This window comes from Paenibacillus gyeongsangnamensis, from assembly GCF_027533625.1.
GTDB classification, from domain to species: Bacteria; Bacillota; Bacilli; order Paenibacillales; family NBRC-103111; genus Paenibacillus_G; species Paenibacillus_G gyeongsangnamensis.
The window spans coordinates 16,410-29,941 of the sequence record NZ_JAQAGZ010000036.1; the positions used below are offsets into that span (position 1 = coordinate 16,410).

The 13,532-nt window shown below is 50.8% G+C and carries 11 protein-coding genes and 1 pseudogene; 10 read left to right on the forward strand and 2 right to left on the reverse strand.

Translation table 11 applies throughout. From position 1 onward, the window contains the following. Nucleotides 1-32: 32 nt before the first annotated feature. Together O9H85_RS34450 and O9H85_RS34455 are read right to left on the reverse strand one after the other, a co-directional pair. A complete protein-coding gene (locus O9H85_RS34450) occupies nucleotides 33-1,139 on the reverse strand; it encodes a glycoside hydrolase family 88/105 protein (protein WP_269885890.1) in 1,107 nt (368 codons plus the stop codon). Nucleotides 1,140-1,382: 243 nt separating this feature from the next. Then, the gene (locus O9H85_RS34455) at nucleotides 1,383-2,471 is read right to left on the reverse strand and encodes an extracellular solute-binding protein (protein WP_409348251.1); all 1,089 of its coding nucleotides are present in this window, start codon (nucleotides 2,469-2,471) and stop codon (nucleotides 1,383-1,385) included. Nucleotide 2,472: 1 nt separating this feature from the next. Here O9H85_RS34455 and O9H85_RS34460 point away from each other — a divergent pair. The 10 genes and pseudogenes from O9H85_RS34460 to O9H85_RS34505 form a co-directional block, all read left to right on the forward strand. Beyond that, nucleotides 2,473-2,808, forward strand: a pseudogene (locus tag O9H85_RS34460) (SDR family oxidoreductase); the annotation flags it as partial. A gap of 205 nt (nucleotides 2,809-3,013) precedes the next feature. Continuing rightward, nucleotides 3,014-3,961 (forward strand): carbohydrate ABC transporter permease, encoded by a 948-nt coding sequence (locus O9H85_RS34465; RefSeq protein ID WP_269885892.1) that lies wholly within the window; start codon nucleotides 3,014-3,016, stop codon nucleotides 3,959-3,961. A gap of 12 nt (nucleotides 3,962-3,973) precedes the next feature. Further along, nucleotides 3,974-4,795 carry a carbohydrate ABC transporter permease gene (locus O9H85_RS34470; protein ID WP_269885893.1) on the forward strand — a complete coding sequence of 274 codons (822 nt, stop codon included), beginning with the start codon at nucleotides 3,974-3,976 and terminating at the stop codon, nucleotides 4,793-4,795. Between the two features lie 46 nt (nucleotides 4,796-4,841). Then, the gene (locus O9H85_RS34475) at nucleotides 4,842-6,287 is read left to right on the forward strand and encodes an ABC transporter substrate-binding protein (RefSeq protein ID WP_269885894.1); all 1,446 of its coding nucleotides are present in this window, start codon (nucleotides 4,842-4,844) and stop codon (nucleotides 6,285-6,287) included. Between the two features lie 36 nt (nucleotides 6,288-6,323). Beyond that, complete coding sequence (locus O9H85_RS34480) at nucleotides 6,324-8,132, forward strand: cache domain-containing sensor histidine kinase (RefSeq protein WP_269885895.1); 1,809 nt, start codon at nucleotides 6,324-6,326, stop codon at nucleotides 8,130-8,132. Further along, nucleotides 8,129-9,634 (forward strand): response regulator, encoded by a 1,506-nt coding sequence (locus tag O9H85_RS34485; RefSeq protein WP_269885896.1) that lies wholly within the window; start codon nucleotides 8,129-8,131, stop codon nucleotides 9,632-9,634. The genes O9H85_RS34480 and O9H85_RS34485 overlap by 4 nt, the downstream gene beginning before the upstream one ends. A 230-nt stretch (nucleotides 9,635-9,864) precedes the next feature. After that, nucleotides 9,865-11,214 (forward strand): ABC transporter substrate-binding protein, encoded by a 1,350-nt coding sequence (locus tag O9H85_RS34490; RefSeq protein ID WP_269885897.1) that lies wholly within the window; start codon nucleotides 9,865-9,867, stop codon nucleotides 11,212-11,214. Nucleotides 11,215-11,281: 67 nt separating this feature from the next. Continuing rightward, nucleotides 11,282-12,148: a carbohydrate ABC transporter permease gene (locus tag O9H85_RS34495; RefSeq protein WP_269885898.1), complete on the forward strand. Its 867-nt coding sequence runs from the start codon at nucleotides 11,282-11,284 to the stop codon at nucleotides 12,146-12,148. An 89-nt stretch (nucleotides 12,149-12,237) separates the two neighbouring features. Further along, nucleotides 12,238-13,032 carry a carbohydrate ABC transporter permease gene (locus O9H85_RS34500; RefSeq protein ID WP_269885914.1) on the forward strand — a complete coding sequence of 265 codons (795 nt, stop codon included), beginning with the start codon at nucleotides 12,238-12,240 and terminating at the stop codon, nucleotides 13,030-13,032. Between the two features lie 134 nt (nucleotides 13,033-13,166). After that, complete coding sequence (locus O9H85_RS34505) at nucleotides 13,167-13,532, forward strand: sensory rhodopsin transducer (RefSeq protein WP_269885899.1); 366 nt, start codon at nucleotides 13,167-13,169, stop codon at nucleotides 13,530-13,532.

Sequence of the window (13,532 nt, forward strand, 5' to 3'; positions counted from 1 at the left end):
CCACATTATCAAGCTTTATTGAAGATTCGCTCTTACAGTTCAGTATGATACAGAGCTTCGGCCAACAACACGATCACTAAGGCTTGTCCATAGGCAGTCGGTGCGAAGACGATCTTTTTATAGTCTTCCTTATGCTCGCAGATCGGAGTTCCCGCAGACACGTTTAACACCGTACCGTCTTCAGAGATGTTCTTCAGCACTGCGGCAACCGCTTTACGGCACGGTGCCAGGTAGCTGGAATCCAACAAGCCAAGGCGGATCCCCTTCAGAATGCCCGCTGTAATCGCAGCCGAGCCGGATACCTCCGTATAGCTGATCTTATCGTCAAGGAGGGTGTGCCAAAGTCCGTTCTCATGCTGCAATTCAACCAATTTATCTACTTGAGCCTTATAGGTTCCGAAAATAAGGTCACGGGACTCCGCCGTTATGGAATCCTGCATAATTTCCATAAATTCAGGGGCGGCCAGTGTAAACCAACTGTTGCCCCGGCACCAATGCGCTGCGCTGAAGTTGTTTTGGTTATTGAAATCGTATCCATGGAAGAACAAGGAATTATCAGGATTAAAGATATGTTTGATATGAAGTGCAAATTGATAGGCCGCTTCGTTCATCCATGCCGGATTATTATATTTTTTGCCCATTTTGGCGGTGAACAACACAACCATAAACAAAGTATCGATCCAAATTTCCTGATCGTGCAGGTTTAACTCGAACTTCGAAGTATTGCCGGAGGTTACATGCTGAATCCCGTTCTCCTTCGTCCGCGGGCACTCATTCTCAACCCATTGCATCCATTCCAAAGCAAGCTTCTCCACGCCGTGCAGGTCCATCAGGGTATGTAACGGGGCCGTCGTATTAACATTTTTGAGGGGCAGCCCGCGCTCGATCTGTTCGCCCGCCCACTTCACGAAGAAGTCTTGATATCCGTCAAAGCCGTCTTGTTTCGTGAGTTTATTTAAGCCGTATAAGCCTATGCCTTGCGGCCAGTCCCATTCGTCCATTCCAAAGTCGCGTGGAAAGTATCCCAAGGCTTTACCCTCGGCGGACAATTCCTTTAAATGGCTTTCGTTGTCAGGTCTTTTTAGATGTAACAGCTGATTGATGACTTTCTTTAATTCGTGTTGGATGGTTTCCTGCATAGCATTTGCTCCTTTTTGTTTATGTTTGGTTTATGGTGATCCCTGAAAGGTGAAGCGCTTAATTCAATAAAAAACAATAAAAAAAGCAGAACTTAATAGACATTGTACCTTCTTTCCTCCTTCTGAGCAACGAAAAAAGTAACCGGGAGGTCTGAGAAACAGTAACGGAACTTCGCTCAATCGTTTGGGACCGGAGAAGGCACAGATATTTTACTCGAGCGACTGCGCCCGGTTTGTTTCACCCTACCGTTTCATGTAACGTTCATAGGAAGCCTGCTGAATTTTCAGGACGCTGTCCAGCCCGATTTTCTCGATGTTTTTGACGTAGTCGTCGAATTTGTCGAGCGGCTCCGCCCCCATGATGAATTTGTTCACCATCTCGTCCTTGTAGGTCGTAATTTCCGCGAATTTCGAATTCAGCACATCACGCTCCGCTTGCTTGTAGGAGAGGGCTGCCGGAAATTTATCCTTGATGAACGGCGTAATCGAATCGCGGATTTTTTCTATCTTCGGCGTGACCATAGCGTTCTCGTAACGAATGTCCCATTGGTAAGCAAATTCGCGGTGGCCGAGCTCGTACATTTTAATCAGAGGCGATTTGTTCTGGTCCTTCATGATCAGGTCGGTGTATTTCGGCTGATTGTTCTCCATCGTGTACGTTTCGCCGAGCTTGCCGAAATTCATCGCCAGCTGTCCTTCCTCGCAGTAAAACCAGTCGTGCATTTTGGCCAGCTCCGCCTTGTATTTGGATTTCGAGCTGATAGCGAAGCCGTTTTTGATCAGCGTTTGTTGGCTTTTCGTATACGCGTTGCCGGACGGGCCCTTAAGCGGCGTAATGCCGATCATATTGACCTTCGGGTCGGCCTTGGCCACCAGCTTCTCCAAATACTCGATGCGCGGGAACGAATCAAACGTGATGCCGGACAGCTGGTTCGTAAAGCGGGATTCCCACACCTTCTGGTCGTTCGTAATGTATTCCTTGTCGATCAAGCCTTCGCGGTACAACTTGGCGGCGAAGGCGAGCGCTTCCTTCAGCTTCGGATTCGTGTAGGTGTATTTGACTTGGCCGTTCTCCACGTAAAAATCTTCCTCGAACGACACGCCGAACGGCTCGATAAACGCCAGCAGCCCCCTCAGTTTATTGCGCGTCGTAAACGGGATTTCGTCGTTTTTCCCGTTGCCGTTCGGGTCCTTCTCTTTAAAAGCCTTAAGCACCTCGTATAGTTCGTCCGTCGTGGTCGGCGCCTTCATCCCGACTTTATCCAGCCAGTCCTGTCGGACGATTAGCAGATTGATCGTTTTGACCGCGGAAATTTGCGGGAAGAAGTAAATGTTGCCGAAGGTGCCGGCCTACAGCGCCGCTAAAGCGGCGATTAACAACTTTACCCAATGGCTAGCTGTACATATGGCGGACGTCGGTATTCGGGTCAACGCGATCGCCCCTGGATTTTTCTTAACGGAACAAAACCGCACATTGCTAACGAATGAAGACGGCTCGTTAACGGAACGCTCCCACAAAATCATCACCCATACACCGATGAGAAGGTTTGGCAAGCCTGACGACCTACTCGGCACATTGGTCTGGCTCGCTGACGATAAGATGTCGGGCTTCGTAACTGGCATCACGGTACCGGTAGATGGCGGCTTTATGTCATACTCCGGGGTGTGATGAATACAATCAACCGGAACTGTGCTGATTCTGTTTACAATCCTGATCCAGCGTACCTAGTGGTGGCGTTTTTTTATTTCGTGGCCGAATCGACAATAACAATGGCGCAAAACACAATGAAGAATCGGGGCTCACCCGGTAAGATGGATTTAAAGAACAAATCTGATGTCGCTATCGCGAATTGACTCGGGGAGGGGCTGAGAATATGAACCTTAACATGGCGGATAAAGCGACGAGCACCCTGCACGCCATAGACGCGTCACGCTTGAAGAAGAGAAGGCTCTTGAAAAAGCATATGATCGCTTACGCCTTTCTTGTTCCGATCTTTCTTTCGATGGCGCTGTTCAAATATTATCCTTTGCTGACGGCGGTCACGAAATCGTTCTACCAATGGAACGGAGCGAATCTCAACAAATTCGTCGGCCTGGGTAACTATATTCAACTGCTGAAGGATCCTACGTTCTATGTTTCTCTCAAAAATGTAAGCGTCCTCACGATATCGTTTGTGGTCATACAGCTTACTCTTCCGCTCTTTGCCGCCATTTGCGTCTACCATTCCCGGAAGAGTCTGCAAAAGGTTTACCGCGTGCTGTTCCTTGTTCCCCTGGTTGTTCCCCATATCATCATATTTTTGCTTTGGCGATGGATCTACATGGGGAACGGGGTGCTCAATACGCTGCTCCGGCAGTTCGGATTGGAAAGCTGGGTGCATGCATGGCTCGGGGAGAGCGGTACGGCGCTGGGTGCCATCATTTTCGTTAATTTCCCATGGATTGGGGGAATTTATTTCCTGATCTATTTGGCCGGCCTTATTACGATCTCAAAGGAATTGTTTGAGGTCGGCAGCATGGAGGGGATGGGCGTGTGGCAGCGTTTCCGGCATATCGAACTGCCGCTGATCCGAAATCAGCTTCGCCTCGTCGTCATACTGGCCTTCATCCAGCAATACCAGAGCTTCGAGAATGTTTTGGTGCTCACCAATGGCGGGCCCGGTTTTTCCACGCTAACACCTGCACTGTATTTATATAAAAAAGGTTTCGAATACAACGAATTGGGCTACGCTTCGGCGATCGGTGCGGCGGTTTTCCTCGTTCTTTTATTGTTTACGCTTGCCATGAACCGGTTCGTCAAGCCGGCGGATACGCTGGATTAGGAGGAGAATGCGATGCGGAAGCTTACCATAGGACCACTTGCCAATCAGCTGATTCTCTTCGTTCTTCTCTTGCTGACCCTGATGCCCTTTTACATGCTGCTCATCACATCCTTGAAATATCAGGACCAGATCATACACCAATTCTGGGTTCCGTCCTTCCCGTTTCATTTGGACAATTATGTCGAGGCATTCCGGCAGACGGCGCGTTCCATCGGAAACTCAATCCTCATCTCGGCCGGCATCATTGGAAGCGTGCTGTTGAATTCCACGCTGGCTGGATACTCGTTTGCCCGCTTTGAATTTTTCGGCAAGAAGCTGCTTTACTACCTGATTCTTTGCCTGATGATGGTTCCCGCCTTTCTGCTGCTGATCCCACAGTTTATGCTGTTCAAGCAACTGGGCCTTCTCAATACGTATTGGGCGCAAATTTTCGGTCCCATGGCCGGGGCTTCCGCACTGGGTACCATGCTGACGCGGACCTTCTTTGAAGGCATCTCGCGCAGCCTGCTGGAAGCAGCCGAGTTGGAGGGAGCCGGGGAGCTGCGCATCTTCTGGCAGTTTATCCTGCCGCTCTCAAGGCCCGTCATTTCTACGGTGGCCATTATCAATGCATTAAATGGCTGGAACAATTATATATGGCCGCTTGTCGTAACATCTGGGGACAAGGTAAAGCCGGTCATTCTGGCGCTGAGTAATATCAAGGGCCCGATGGACCAGGTGCAGGGAATTCAATTTGCAGGCTACGTCATAGCAGCGCTTCCGCTGCTGCTGCTGTTCATTTTCGCCACCAAATCATTTATTAGCGGCATCACTTCCGGTGCCGTCAAAGGGTAGGCAACGATGCCTGCATAAAACTCCCATGGGAAGGAAGTTAGACCTAATGAGTCCACTGAAAAGATTGCTCCCTCTATGTCTTACCGTTCCGCTGGCCTTTACCGGTTGCGGTGATGCCGCAACCACAAGCTCATCTGCGGGCTCTTCCAATCAAGGCGGCAAAACGGAATTGAACGTCATGATCATGGCGGAAGCCAGCGGCGATCAGACGGAGCAGCAGGTATGGGAAGAGACGGCCCGATCTTATATGGAAAAGCACCCGAATGTAGACATCAAGCTTCAGCTGCAAAATTTCGGAGGAGTCGAGCAGCATCGGGCATGGATTACCACTCAGCTTCTTGGGGGCACGGCGCCGGATGTGTTCACAACCCGATACATTTGGGACCAGGAGGACTTGAAGAAAGGGCTGCTAGTGGATCTGACGCCTTATTATTCGAAGAAGCAGCCCAATCTGGGAGACAAATCGTGGGAGGAGATTTTCCCTAAATCCATGCTGCAGAGATTGATGGGGGACAATAAAACGTTTGCCAGCGTTCCGACCAGTGTGGACTCGGTTCGCGTGCTCTATAATAAGGATCTGTTTGCCAAAGCAGGTATTCAGAATATCCCTAAGACTTGGAACGAATTTCTTGAGGCGCAGGAGAAGCTGAAGGGCATCGGCGTAACCCCTTTCGGTTTTCCGAATACGAAGCCGGGCGATTACAGCTACAGCTGGTCCGTCCGCATCCTTACGGAGGAGCTGATCGCGGGGCAGTATGAAAAGATGGATGTAAACAAAAGCGGTTTTATCGAGATGAATGAGTATGTGCGGGCGGTCGACCAAGGCATCGTCGATATCACGAAGCCGCCTTACAGGGATGTATTCCCGATTATCAAGAACTGGAGTAAGTATTGGCCGAAGGGCTACAACGGCATCGATTTCGCTACCTCCTCGGATATGTTCCTCCGCGGCGAAGTGGCGATGGTGATGAGGACTTCCGGACAGAGCAAGCCGCTCTATGAATCGAAGGCTCGGAAGTTCGAGATGGCCGCTTTTCCGCTGCCGTATTTAACCAAAGACAATCATCCTGACGCTATTAGCAAGCTGATGGAAATCGGCGGCGTACCTGCAGGCAATCTGGCTATTCCGAAATCGATCAAGCCGGAGAAGCTGGATGCAGCGGTTGACTTTATGGCTTACGTGACCTCGGCGAAAATCCAAGGGACGCATGCGGAGAAGCTGTACCGGACGCCGGCAACCTCTACGGCCGAGCTGCCCGAACAGCTCAAGGGCTTTATGTTCGTCGGAGATCCGATGAAGCTTAATATTTACGGCGGCGAGGTAGACAAGAACGTAACGGAGAATAACCAAAAGCTCGGCCAGCTTTACCTGGAAGGCTCGATGCAGCTGGATAACTATTTGAATGAGCTAAAGAAAATCATGCTCGCCGGCGTTCAGCAGAAGAAGGAGGAGAATAAATGGAACGCAGAGAATAATTATGGGCTAAAATAACAAGCTGCCCGGCTGGACAAGGACGGTGCCAGGCCGATGCTAAAAACGAAAATGTTTCTATCGTTCTCCATCGTATCCTTATTCATAGTGGGGATCACCTGCTCGATTTTCTTCGTCAAATACACAAGCGACATCAAGAACCAGACCTTCTCCTTGTCCTCCGTCATCTCGAGGCAGTTTTCCCAAATGGTCGATTTATATATGCAAAACATCGAAGAGCTTAGCCTGGCCGTATCGATCTCGCCGGCGGTTCAGAACAGTCTGCTGGATTACCGGAGGGCATCCGAATCCATTGAGAAGGAAATTATCGGATATAAGCTGAACCCTTTCCTGTTTGATTTTTCTTATCCCAAGCCCTACGTGCAAAGCATCTCCATATATACCCTGGACGGATATATGTACTATTACACCAAGCTGGTTGAACATAAGCCGGCGGTTCCTTATTCCTTCGATGAGCTGCAGCAATTTAACCTGCTTCTCGAAAACAAAAAGTTCATATTGCAGCCCATGATCGGCGGAGAAGGCATAGGCGAAGCGCCGAAGCGCATTGTGTCGTTTCTTCGCAGGATACATCGCATTCCCACGCAGCAAACGATCGGCTATGTAAACATCCACATTAACGTAAATGCCTTCAAAGCGCTGGTGCTGTCCCAAGTGCAAGCCGGAGAATTCGCCGGCAGCATGCGTGTTCTGCTCGTAGATGAGCAAGGAGAGATTGTGTACGAGAACGGAAGCAGCGCGGCGAATAATACATCCAGGCAAAGGTTCGACTTGGGACTGCTTCAGCAGGGAAAATTGGAGGGGGAGCTGCAGTGGAACGGCAAATCCCAATTGTATACCTGTGAGACTTCAAGCTACACGGGCTGGAAAACGATTGTTCTGATTCCCAAGGATATCGTATTGAGCAAGCAAAAGCGCATTCAGGATATTGTCATTGTCGTCGGCATCGTGACGATGCTGCTCGTCGCCTTGGTATCCTATATCCTGTCTCATCAGATCACGCTGCCTCTCCGGAACATGATGCGGAAGATGTCCAGCGTGGAACTGGGGGATTTCAATCAGCGGATGGATTACACAGGGAGGAATGAGGTCGGAAAGCTTAGCAGAATGTATAACCACATGCTGGACAGCATCTCAAAACTGATCCATGAGGTGTATGAATCCAAGCTCGCCGAGAAAAACGCGCAGCTCGCCGCGCTTCATGCACAGATCAATCCGCACTTTTTGTACAATACCTTAAATATTATGAAGTCGATCAGCAGGCTCAAGGGTATAGAAGAAGTGGCCGAAATTTCGGAATCGTTAGCCGGCTTGTTCCAATACAGCATGAAAAATCTTCACAAGTCCGTTTCGCTGCAAGAGGAATTGGATCATATCAACAACTATTTCAAAATCCAAAAGCACCGGTTCGGGGATCGGCTGGAGCTGTCGCTATCCGTGCCGGACGAATTGCGGCAGGCTTCGATCTTGAAGCTGACGATCCAGCCGCTGGTCGAGAATGCCGTGAACCACGGGGTACAGCGAATGAGATCGGGAGGCTTCATCCACGTAGGAGCAAGGGATCACGACGGACTGCTGACGATTACGGTTATGGACAATGGTCCTGGCATCGAGGACACTAAGCTGGAGCAATTGCAGCACGCGCTTCATACCGCGAATGCGCTTCACGGGCTTCGCGATGCTGCTGACGGCATAGGGCTTCTGAATATTCATCAGCGGATTCAATTATATTACGGGAAGGAATACGGTGTAACGATTAGCAGTCCGCCCGGCAAAGGAACGATGGTCAGTGTAACGACGCCCTTACGACTTGTCGATCAAGAGGAGGCTGACGGAATGCGATGAACATATTTCTGGTAGAAGACGAATATTGGGCACTCGCAGAGCTGAAGGAGCTGTTTAGGGTCTACGAACCGGAACACCGCGTGTTCGCCTTTGATAACGGGGAGGATGCCCTGCTGGCGGCGGATACCGTCCGTCCCGATTTGGTGCTTACGGATATCAATATGCCCGGAATGGATGGGCTGGAGCTGGTACAGAAGCTGAATGAGCGGGATGCCTCGATTATGAAAATGATCATCAGCGTCCACGATCATTTCGAATACGCCCGGCAAGGAATGAAGTTCGGCGTGGCGGACTTTTTGGTCAAGCCTGTGAAGAAGGACATTATGCTCAAAACCGTGGATCAGGCACTGCAGCAGATCAAGCGTCAAATGACGCAGACGGAAGAGCGGCTGCACGCTTCTTTGGTACAAGCGCTTTTGACGCCGGAGTTCCCTACAGGCCCGAAGCTGGAGCGTTTTTACAAAGATCCGTTTTGTATGCTTCTGCTCCAATTGGAGGGAGCAGCCTATATCGGCTGGAAGGATACGGGGCTGCGCCTCGCGGATTTAAAGAAGCTGCCGAGTAATCCCTCGCAAGGTGAAATATTGGGAGTGGAACTGGATGGCAGGCAGCGAGTTCTCCTCTTCGAATGCGATCCGGACGAGGGCCACGACATGATGGAAGTGATTGTCGAACAATTATTCGAACGGATCCGGAGCGATATATATCATATTCATATCGGAATGACGAAGAAATCGGCCCGGCAATCTCTATACGAGGCGTTCGGCCTTCTGAAGCAGCATTTGGAAGACCGGATGCTGTTCGGCATGCCGACATTAGCGCTTCAACAGGGTAACCGCGATGTGGAGCTCGGCGATGCTTGGGACCGGGTGAGACTGCTCGAGACGCATTACAGAAAAGGGGAGCTGGTGAAAGGCGAAGCGGCCCTGCACAATATGCTAAAGGAATTAAGGAATAAAAAAATCACCAGACGGCAGCTCCGCCTGTTTGTAAGCGACATGCTCTTCTCGTTGAAATACAAACTGCTCAGCTCCCGAAGCGGGAGCGTAATTCTGCATGATCTCCACGAGGATCCCCGTTTGCTGCAGCACGTATCCGGCTACGGCGAGCTGCTTCACTATCTTCATGAGAAGATCGTTCGTCTTTATGGGGAGGAAGAACCCGCAGACCGCAACCCGAAGGGACTGATTCCGGTGCTGTTAAGGCTAATTCACTCCCGGTATCAGGAAACGATCTCCTTACAGCGGTTTGCCGCTGAGCATCATGTCAGTCTCGGGTACCTGTCCCGAATGTTTAAGGCTCAAACCGGACTTACGTTCTCCGAGTATTTAGCCGAATACCGGATCCGTAAGGCCAAAGAGCTGCTTAGCGGAGGAGTGGAGCGGCTGCAGGAGGTGAGCCGCATGGTCGGCTACGAAGACCCGAAGCACTTCAGCGCGATATTCAAGAAACTGGTTGGCGAGACGCCGATGACGTACGCTAAGAGGGCGATGAATAAGTAAATGTTGTTCCGAACCATCCAAACAGGAAAATTTACCCCCCTAAATCGGTTCAATTCCTATGTATTCCCATGTTCCTCGTTCAATTACAATATACATAAGATCCGGTGCCGGAGTATAACTCGATAGTAAAGGTGCATACACCGGAGAGTTTCCTGGGAACCCGGGCCTTGGGAACTCATTTGGTAACGAGAGTCGTCGTGAACAGGTGTATCCAAAAGGGAGGAAATGGAATGAATCGGACGAAAATTGCTGCATTATTCTCATGCACAGCCTTACTATCAACCGTCATCGCGGGATGCGGACAAGGACAGCCGTCAGGGGGAGCCGCAGCCGGGGGAGGAGACAGCAAAACCACCCAAGAGAACAGCAAAGCTGCCGCGCCCAAAACGCTGACCCTTCTTACAGGAAGTACCGGTACTGCGTATCCCGCTTTGCAAGCGGTTGCAGCGGAGGCGGAGAAAAAGCTGAACATCAAGATCAAGTTCGATATTAAGCCGGACGGGACGGAAGGCGACAATCTGGTGAAGACGAGGCTGGCTACAGGGGAAATGTCGGACATTCTTTACTATAACTCGGGCTCGCTGTTCCAGGCGCTGAATCCGGAAGAGAACTTCGTAGACCTTAGTAAGGAGCCGTTCGTCGACAAGCTGCTGGACTCCTTTAAATCGACGGTCAGCGCAGGCGGCAAGGTGTTTGGCGTTCCAGGCGGCTCATCCAACGTCGGCGGCATTATGTATAACAAGCGGGTATACAAAGAGCTGGGCCTAAGCGTTCCGAAGACATGGGCCGAGTATATAGCAAACTGCGATAAAATTAAGGCGGCCGGGAAAACGGCGGTGATCGGGTCCTTCAAAACAACCTGGACCTCGCAGCTGTACGTGTTGGCTAACCATTACAACGTTCAGGCGCAGACTCCGAATTTTGTTGCGGATTATACAGCCAACAAAGCCAAATACGCGACCACGCCGGCAGCGCTGCGGGGCTTCGAGATGACAGCGGAAACCTATAGCAAAGGCTACATGAATAAGGATTTTCTCGCTACCACTTATGACGGCGGGCTAAAGCTGCTGGCGGAGGGTACAGGCGTTCATTATCCGATGCTGACCCATGCAGTGGATGCGCTCGCAATGAATTTTCCGGATAAAATCAAGGACATCGGCGTATTCCCGGTCCCTAGTGACAATGCAAGCATCAACGGCTTCACCGTTTGGATGCCAAACGGCCTTTATATCAACAAGAAGAGTAAAAATATCGACGCGGCCAAACAGTTCCTCGACTTCCTGATCTCTCCGGAAGGCATGAAGGTTTACATGTCCAAGAGTAAAGCGAACGGTCCTTACGTGATTAAAGGAATCAATGTGCCGGACGATGCTTACGACGCCATTAAGGAAATGCAGCCTTACTTCGACGCCGGCAAAACCGCACCGGCGCTTGAATTCGTATCGCCGGTGAAAGGACCGAATCTGGAGAGCATTCTGATCGAAGTCGGTACAGGCCAGAAGTCGCCGGTGGACGGGGCAAACGATTACGACAAAGACGTCAAGAAGCAAGCGCAGCAGCTTAATCTGAAGGGCTGGTAACTAGAGATTACGGTTTGATCGGCCCCGGCACAGTTGTGCGGGGCCGATTCTTAAAGGAGGGAAACGAATGACCCTATCCCAGAAGAAGATGTATTCGTATTTGTTCTTGCTGCCGGCGGGCATTATCTATTTCGCGTTCTACCTGCTTCCGACCTTCATGTCGCTCTTTTTTAGTTTGACGCGATGGACGCTCACGAAATGGCAATTTATTGGGCTGGATAATTACAAAATGTTTTTCGAAGAAACCTCTTTGAAAATCGGGTTTAAGAATACGCTCATCTTCGCTGTGGTAACCTGCGGGCTGAAGGTGATTCTCGCCCTGCTGCTTGCCACGCTGCTGACCTCGAAAATTTGGCTGAAGGATTACTTCCGTTCGATGGTGTTCTTCCCTACGCTGCTTAGTACGATTGCCGTCGGGATTGCCTTCAGCACGATGATGCATCCCACGTCGGGTGTGATCAATACCGCTCTGGCCGCGTTGGGCATCGAAGGACCCGATTGGCTTGGAAATACGAAGCTGGCGCTGTATTCCGTAGCCTTCATTGATGTATGGAAGGGAGTGGGGATAGCGACCGTCATCTACATCGCCGGGATCATGTCGATTCCGCAGCATTATTACGAGGCGCTGAAGATCGATGGCGGCAATGCGTTCCGCAGCTTCTGGCATATCACGCTTCCGCTAAGCAGACCTGCAATGAATTCGGTTATTATTCTCGCCTTCATTGGCGGTTTGAGAACGTTTGACCTGATCTGGGCAACGACCCGCGGCGGCCCGGGCTTCTCCACGGACCTCATTGCCTCGATCATTTATAAGCAATACCAAGCGGGCTTCTACGGGCTGGCGACCGCCGGAAACGTGATTCTTTTCATTGGCATCTCCGTGCTCGCATTCCCGCTCTATATGTTCTTGAGCAAGCAGGAGGTTGATTTATGAACAGCGTCACGCGCAAATCGCTGGTCGGTACGATGGAACGTAAAATCAACGTCCGCGCCTTAGCCGGAAAATCGTTGGTCACGTTTTGTATGCTAGTGATTTCAACCGTTATTTTCTGGATCCCTTTTTACTTTGTCATCGTCAATTCGTTTAAATCGAGCGTGAAGGCTGCCGATATGAACATGTCTTGGCCGGACACGTTTCATATCATCGAAAATTATGCCGCCGTGCTGGCAGCCTCAGACCATATGCTGGTCCGGGCCTTTTACAATAGCACGCTGCTGACTGTCTTTTCACTTGCAGGTCTCGTTTTCGTCAGCTCGCTGGCCGGTTTTGTGCTGCAGCGCCGGGAGAAGGGACGAAGCGCGGCAGCTCTCAATTTCCTTGTGCTGGCAGGGCTTATGATTCCGCCGGCTGTCGTGCCTACGATTTGGGTGCTGAATAAGGTAGCCCTGTTCAAAACGATGACGGGGCTGACGCTGGTGGAAATCGCCTTGCACTTCCCGTTTTGCGCCATCTTGTACAAGGCGTTCACCGCAACCATCCCGCGCGACATCGATGAAAGCGCGTTTATCGACGGCTGCGGCGGCTTCAAGCTGTTCACGCATATCATTTTTCCGCTCTTAAAGCCTGTCTCGTCAACCATCATTATTATTCAATCGGTCAGCATTTTTAATGATTTCGTGAATCCGCTCTATTTCCTGCCGGGATCCGAGAATGCCACCGTTCAGCTGACGCTTTACAATTTCATGAGCATGTACCTGACCAACTGGAATCTGCTCTTTGCGGATGTCGTGTTGATCTCCATTCCGCCGCTCATCCTGTTCCTATTCTTCAACAAGCGCATTGTTGCGGGCATGACCGCAGGTGCGGTGAAGGGCTGAGCGATTGCCGGATGAGGTGAAGCTTCCGTGATTGAAAAGGCGGAATGGACATCTAAGATGGCGCAAACGACAATGCGGAGGCCGTCAATCTTATCTATAATAGTAATAGAACGATAAGGAAGGGGAGTAAACATATGGCAGGGAAAAAGACCTGGTTCATTCCCGACGGCTTTCTGCCGCCGAAGAGCACCGGCGACCAAATCAGCCACGAAGCGGTTTGCGTGCTGAATCTTGGTAAAGAAGATGCGCACATTAAGCTCACCTTCTACTTCGAGGATCGGAACCCGATGGATCGCTTCCAGTCGGTCTGCGGCGCCGAGCGCACGCATCATATCCGCCTGGACCAGCTGAAGGACCGGGAAGGGCAGCTGATTCCGGTCGGCGTTTCGTATGCGATCAAAGTGGAGAGCTCGGTTCCCGTGATTGTGCAGCATAGTAGGCTGGACACTACACAGGAAGCGCTGGCGTTGTTTACCACGATGGCTTATTCCGAGGAATAG

What these genes read in the sequence shown, in the direction of transcription:
- O9H85_RS34450 (WP_269885890.1), bottom strand. Translation starts at nt 1,139, where the DNA reads ATGCAGGAAACCATCCAACACGAATTAAAGAAAGTCATCAATCAGCTG.
- O9H85_RS34465 (WP_269885892.1), top strand. Translation starts at nt 3,014, where the DNA reads ATGAACCTTAACATGGCGGATAAAGCGACGAGCACCCTGCACGCCATA.
- O9H85_RS34470 (WP_269885893.1), top strand. Translation starts at nt 3,974, where the DNA reads ATGCGGAAGCTTACCATAGGACCACTTGCCAATCAGCTGATTCTCTTC.
- O9H85_RS34475 (WP_269885894.1), top strand. Translation starts at nt 4,842, where the DNA reads ATGAGTCCACTGAAAAGATTGCTCCCTCTATGTCTTACCGTTCCGCTG.
- O9H85_RS34480 (WP_269885895.1), top strand. Translation starts at nt 6,324, where the DNA reads ATGCTAAAAACGAAAATGTTTCTATCGTTCTCCATCGTATCCTTATTC.
- O9H85_RS34485 (WP_269885896.1), top strand. Translation starts at nt 8,129, where the DNA reads ATGAACATATTTCTGGTAGAAGACGAATATTGGGCACTCGCAGAGCTG.
- O9H85_RS34490 (WP_269885897.1), top strand. Translation starts at nt 9,865, where the DNA reads ATGAATCGGACGAAAATTGCTGCATTATTCTCATGCACAGCCTTACTA.
- O9H85_RS34495 (WP_269885898.1), top strand. Translation starts at nt 11,282, where the DNA reads ATGACCCTATCCCAGAAGAAGATGTATTCGTATTTGTTCTTGCTGCCG.
- O9H85_RS34500 (WP_269885914.1), top strand. Translation starts at nt 12,238, where the DNA reads ATGCTAGTGATTTCAACCGTTATTTTCTGGATCCCTTTTTACTTTGTC.
- O9H85_RS34505 (WP_269885899.1), top strand. Translation starts at nt 13,167, where the DNA reads ATGGCAGGGAAAAAGACCTGGTTCATTCCCGACGGCTTTCTGCCGCCG.